Source organism: Ferruginibacter sp. (assembly GCF_031430955.1).
Taxonomy (GTDB): Bacteria; Bacteroidota; Bacteroidia; order Chitinophagales; family Chitinophagaceae; genus Ferruginibacter.
This window is the reverse complement of record NZ_JANPCM010000690.1, coordinates 1-5,809: the sequence shown is the minus strand read 5'-3', so window position 1 is coordinate 5,809 and position 5,809 is coordinate 1. Positions and strand designations below refer to the sequence as shown.

The window sequence follows — 5,809 nt, the reverse complement described above, 5'->3', positions numbered from 1 at the left end:
GATACCATTCAACTGCGGAAAAAACTGCAGGCCCTGCATTTTTCTTATGCCAATACAAGGGATATTGCTGATGATGGTAAAGGAAATATCTGGGTTACTTCTCAAAACGGTTTAATCAAATATAATTTACAGAAGGAAACTGCTGCAATTTATACCACGGCAGATGGATTACTGCATGATTTTAGTTTTACACTTTGTGTTGATGTTAAAAAAAGGTTATGGGTGGGCTCTATGGGTGGCGTGAATTTATACAATGCAGAAAAAAATACTTTCACAAATGTTTTTGCCCAATCGCCGGATAAACTAAGTAATTATTTTGGCAGCAGCCTGGAAGGGAAAGACGGGCATATTTACTTTTTATTTAACGGAAATTTAGTCAACATTAATCCTTATAAATTTTTTGCCGAGAAAAATGAAAAAAGATTGCTGCAGTTAGATGAGGTGCAGATAAATGGAGAAGCTGTAAATTTTTCAACGGATATTTTATCTTCTTTATCTTACCAGCAAAACAGGATTTACTTCCGGTTTGGATTATTGGAATTTGTGCAACCCGAAAAAATAAATTACTATTACCAGTTGCAGGGGCTTGATAAAAACTGGATTGAATTGGGTGCTCACTCCGATGTAACTTTTAATTCGCTGCAGCCGGGCAATTATATCCTTCATGTAAAAGCAAGAGATGTTTATGGAAACCAGCAAAAAGAAATGCTCATCATTCCATTCAGGATTACACCACCCTTCTGGAAAACATGGTGGTTCCGGATATTGCTGGCACTTTGTGCTTTTTATATAATTTATGTATTTATAAAATGGCGTGTTAAAAACATTAAAGCAATTGCCGCAGAAAAATTAAAAGTGCAGCAGTTAAATGCAGAGCAATATAAAAGCAAGCTGGAGCTGGAGCAGATCATTAATTATTTTTCATCTTCCCTGATAGATAAACATACCATTAATGATGTATTGTGGGATGTGGCTAAAAACCTGGTTGGCCGCCTTGGCTTTGTTGATTGCATGATTTATTTATGGAATGCTGATAAAACAAAAATGCTGCAAAAGGCAGGCCATGGCCCAAAAGATTCGGAAGAGGAAATACGCCAACAACTTTTTGAAGTATATCCCGGCCAGGGATTGGTTGGTTATGTAATGCAAACAAAAGAAGCAGTAGTTGTTGCAGATACCACAAAAGACAGCCGGTACAGAGCAGATGATTTAGTGCGGTTGAGTGAAATAACTGTGCCGGTAATTTATAATGATGAATTGATTGGCGTATTAGACAGTGAGCATCCTGAAAGAAATTTTTATACGCCGCAGCATCTGCAGGTACTTACTACCATAGCCACATTGGTTGCCAATAAAATAAAATCAATAGAAGCAGAACAGCTTATTCAGCAGAAGAGTATAGAAGTGTACAGCATGAACGAGCAACTGTCCAAAGCCAAGCTGGAAGCTTTACGCAGCCAGATGAATCCGCATTTTATCTTTAACAGTTTAAATGCGATACAGGAATGTATTTTAACCAATAATGTAGATGCTGCTTATAAATACCTGTCAAAATTTTCCAAGCTGCAGCGCATGGTATTAAACAACTCACAAAAAGAACTGATACCATTAAGCGACGAAATTGAAATGCTGCAATTGTATTTATCGTTAGAATCATTACGCTTCAGTAAATCTTTTGTTTACCATATAAATATTACAGGCATAACAGATACCAATGAAATAATGATACCATCACTAATAACACAGCCACTTGTTGAAAATGCTATCTGGCACGGCCTGCGTAATAAAGAAGGCGATAAAAAGTTAGAAATAATTTATGAAGAAAAAGATGCCCAAATATTTATAACTATTGATGACAATGGAATAGGGCGGGATGCAGCAGCAATAATAAGGCAACAAAAATTGGGTAGTAAAGAATTTGCGTCCAAAGGAACGGCAATATTGCAGCAAAGATTATACGTATTAGGTCAACAGCTTAAAGTGGCCATTCATCTGGAAACTACTGATAAAAAAGATGAAGATGGAAATTCAAACGGAACAAAAGTGGTTATTTCTTTCCCTTCAAATTTAGAGGCCGAATAATTTTTATAGCTAAAAAATAATTTGTTATGGTAAAAATATTAATTGTTGATGATGAAGCCGCTGCCGGTAATATTTTAAAAATATTGATAGAGAAGCATATTGCCACTGCAACAGAAATTAAATATTGTGCTGCTGCTAAAGATGCGTTGGAGCTGCTGCAAACGTTTAACCCAACGCTGGTTATGCTGGATATAGAAATGCCTGCGCTAAATGGTTTTGATTTTTTGAATATGGCAACCGAAAATAATTTTGATGTGATCTTTACAACCGCTTACGACCAATACGCCATAAAAGCAATACGCTTTAGTGCTTTAGATTATTTATTAAAACCGATTGATATTCTGGAATTGCATAATGCTGTTAACCGCCACATTATTAAACAACAAAATCAAAATCAAAAATTATTGGTTTCTAATTTACTTAACAACCTGCAGCAAAAAGACCCTAAAGATTTTAAACTGGCACTATCTACAATGGAAGGCGTTTCTTTTTTTGAACCTGCAGAAATTATGTATTGCGAAGCAGAAAATAATTATACCCGTTTTGTTTTTACCAAACAAAAACCCATGTTAGTTTCAAAAACATTGGGCGAATATGAAGAGCTTTTAGCAGAGCATGGTTTTATCCGTATCCATAAATCTTACCTTGCCAATGCAAAATATGTTTCTAAAGTTGACCGGGAAGGCATATTGCTTATGAGTGATGGTAAACAACTTCCTGTTTCTAAACGTAAAAAAGAAATGGTAATGCATACGCTTAAACAGCATTAAGGTATACCTAAAATATTTTGCTTTTACTTTACCTGCAAAATAATACCACTTCCATAAGCCCTCACCTGCGGTTGATACATACATTGCAAAGCAATGGGTCCGTTAGAAAATATTCCTTCGGCTGATACTACAGTTTCATATTCAATAGTGGAAATGCCCGAAGGTATTTCTTCTGCAAAAAACTGTTAGCCTGCATCCCTTACCGATTTGTAATAACTAAATCCTTTACTGTATTCGTAACCGCTGCTTGCATCTTTAGGTGCTGATACAGCGGATCTTTTTTCATCAACAAAAACATATATAGCCTGATTTTTTTTAACCTGCAATATGTGCATAATAGATTACAACAGCAAAGGAGAATTGTTGTATTTCTAAAATACTGTCAATAAAACCTAAAGAGTAAGAAGAGATTGATTGCTTTATTAAAGCATCAGAACTAAAAAATAATTAAATATAATTTTTTATGAAGGGGATGTTTTTAGAAAATATTTATTGAGGATAGATATGGTATTATGTAGCCTTATCTTTTGTATTGCTTATTAAAGTAATGCCGGCAAAAAAGAAAATAGCCCCCAGTACTCCGGTAAAAATAATGGTCTTTACATTTTTAATGCCCGAACCGCCATTCATAAAACTTACGCCTGCATATATTAAGCCCACAATGCCTAAAACGGATAATATTATTCCTAATAAACGTTTTTCCATAGCTTGTTTTTTTACAAGATAAGCGGATATAATTAAAATTATTAAACTCCCTCCTTTAATGTGTGAATGATGTAATAAATAATGACAATTACAACAGAAGAATGTAAAAACAAAAACCATCTATTTAAAAACAGATGGCTTTTTTATAAAAGATATTTTATTTAATTGCGGTGAGAACTGTAACTCCTTCTGCTGTTTCCGCTCTGGGAATTTGAATTATTACCACGGCTTTTAAAATTACTCCGCTGGTGTGGCTTTGATACACTTGCCTGAGGTTGTGCATTGGGTGATAGCAGGTACGGATGGCCTGTAATCTGTGGTATTGTTTTGCCAATAAGTTTTTGAATATCCCTCAACTCTAATTTTTCATCCGCATCGCAAAAAGACAATGCAATGCCTGTATTGCCAGCTCTTCCGGTACGGCCAATGCGGTGTACATAAGTTTCTGGTACTTCGGGCAATTCAAAATTTATTACATGGCTCAGGTCATCAATATCAATTCCTCTTGCAGCAATATCAGTAGCTACCAGCACACGGAGTTTTCCGTTTTTAAAATTGCTCAATGCGTTTTGCCTGGCATTTTGCGATTTGTTGCCATGTATGGCAGCCGCAGTTATATTTTCGTGATGTAAAACCTTTACCACTTTATCAGCACCATGTTTGGTACGGGTAAATACTAAGGCAGTTACAATTTCATCATTCTTTAATAAGTGCAGCAACAGTTTATTTTTATCCTGCTTATCTACATAATATAAACTTTGCTCAATAGCATCCACGGTAGATGATACAGGAGTTACTTCTACTTTTGCCGGCTTGGTTAAAAGTACATTCGCTAATTTTTGTATTTCCGGCGGCATAGTGGCCGAGAAAAAAAGTGTTTGCCTTTTTTCGGGCAGGCGTACAATAACTTTTTTTACATCATGTATAAAACCCATGTCAAGCATGCGATCGGCTTCGTCCAAAACAAAAATTTGTAAATGGCGCAGGTTAATAAAACCCTGGCTCATTAAATCTAATAATCTGCCTGGTGTAGCAATTAAAACATCTACCCCTTTTTTTAATGCAACGGTTTGATGCAATTGTGATACGCCGCCAAATATTACCGTGTGTGTAATGCCGGTATATTCGCCGTATGCTGCAAAGCTTTCATTTATTTGTATAGCAAGCTCACGTGTAGGTGTAAGTATTAAAACTTTAATGCCCGGCACATGTTGTTTTTGCTGATATAATAATTGTAAAATAGGAATGGCAAATGCTGCTGTTTTACCCGTACCTGTTTGGGCACAGCCTAATAAATCCTGTTGCTTTAATACAATGGGTATAGCTTGTTGCTGGATAGGGGTTGGGTTGCTGTAACCCTGTTGGGATAAAGCTTTAAGGATGGGTTCAATTAACCCTAAATTGTTAAAATCCATTAATAATGGTTTATGATGTATGGCTGAAAGGACGTTGTATTTTCTGAAATCAGCGAAGGAAATTTGTTTGTACCACCGGCTTACAACCTGCCGTAATTTTTTGTGGAGAACTGCGAAGATAGGGGATTATTATTTAGTGGTTTTTTAGTAACACTTTCAAACTAAAAAGGAAAACATTAATTTGCCTAATTAAAATGATTTGGAAAATAATATGATTAAACATTGTGCTGTTGATATTGCACCCGACTGTAATTATTTTTTAGTAATTGAAAATTTACTGAATGGAAGTTTATTGCAAAATTATATGATGTTGCCAAACGGGGAAGGTGCCTTGTATTCCCACATCAGCATAAATAAAATTATTGAAGAAGAAATGCTGCATGATAATTTTGAAATTACAACTGCTGCTAACAGCAGCCTTAAAAGTATGAGCAGTGGCGAACAGAAAAAAGCTTTGTTGCAATACATCCTTACTAAAAAACCGGGCTTTATTGTTGCCGATAATATTTTTGATAATCTTGATGCTGGGGCAAAGGAAAATATTTCAACTGCTTTACTTCAAATAGCGGCACATACTTTAATCATACAAATTATCAACAGAAAAAAAGATATACTGCCTTTTATTGAAACGGTATTTTCTATAAGAGAGAATATTGTTTTTAAAAAAGAAACTATAGCAGATTATTTAAAAGAAAATAATGCAGGTAATGAAAATTATCCTCCTGATTTTGAGCATCCTGTGCTGCCTCCCGTTGCCCGCTCAGGCCGGAGCCCGCTGCGAGGCGGTGCCCGAAAAGGGGCTCCAGCCGGAAGTGGTGGTTAGCTCGGACGGCACGG

Annotated in this window: 6 protein-coding genes and 1 pseudogene; 3 read left to right on the top strand and 4 right to left on the bottom strand. The window is 35.9% G+C overall.

Annotated elements, in window-relative coordinates; genetic code table 11:
* Both ACY65O_RS19815 and ACY65O_RS19810 read left to right on the top strand, forming a co-directional pair.
* A partial coding sequence (locus tag ACY65O_RS19815) for a histidine kinase (protein WP_462222590.1) occupies positions 1–2,082 on the top strand: 2,082 nt, incomplete at its 5' end.
* Positions 2,083–2,108: 26 nt separating this feature from the next.
* On the top strand, positions 2,109–2,852 hold the full coding sequence (locus ACY65O_RS19810) for a LytR/AlgR family response regulator transcription factor (RefSeq protein ID WP_462222589.1): 744 nt from the start codon (positions 2,109–2,111) through the stop codon (positions 2,850–2,852).
* Positions 2,853–2,875: 23 nt separating this feature from the next.
* Here the strand turns inward: ACY65O_RS19810 and ACY65O_RS19805 are convergent.
* The 4 genes and pseudogenes from ACY65O_RS19805 to ACY65O_RS19790 all read right to left on the bottom strand — a co-directional run.
* Positions 2,876–3,022: pseudogene (locus ACY65O_RS19805) on the bottom strand (hypothetical protein); the annotation flags it as partial.
* A gap of 15 nt (positions 3,023–3,037) precedes the next feature.
* A complete protein-coding gene (locus ACY65O_RS19800) occupies positions 3,038–3,178 on the bottom strand; it encodes a hypothetical protein (protein ID WP_462222588.1) in 141 nt (46 codons plus the stop codon).
* Positions 3,179–3,362: 184 nt separating this feature from the next.
* Positions 3,363–3,557 (bottom strand): hypothetical protein, encoded by a 195-nt coding sequence (locus ACY65O_RS19795; RefSeq protein WP_462222587.1) that lies wholly within the window; start codon positions 3,555–3,557, stop codon positions 3,363–3,365.
* Positions 3,558–3,718: 161 nt separating this feature from the next.
* A complete protein-coding gene (locus ACY65O_RS19790) occupies positions 3,719–4,972 on the bottom strand; it encodes a DEAD/DEAH box helicase (protein WP_462222586.1) in 1,254 nt (417 codons plus the stop codon).
* A 211-nt stretch (positions 4,973–5,183) separates the two neighbouring features.
* Between ACY65O_RS19790 and ACY65O_RS19785 the strand changes: the two genes are divergently transcribed.
* Positions 5,184–5,795, top strand: coding sequence for a hypothetical protein (locus ACY65O_RS19785; RefSeq protein ID WP_462222585.1), 612 nt, complete (start codon positions 5,184–5,186; stop codon positions 5,793–5,795).
* The last annotated feature ends 14 nt before the right edge of the window (positions 5,796–5,809 follow it).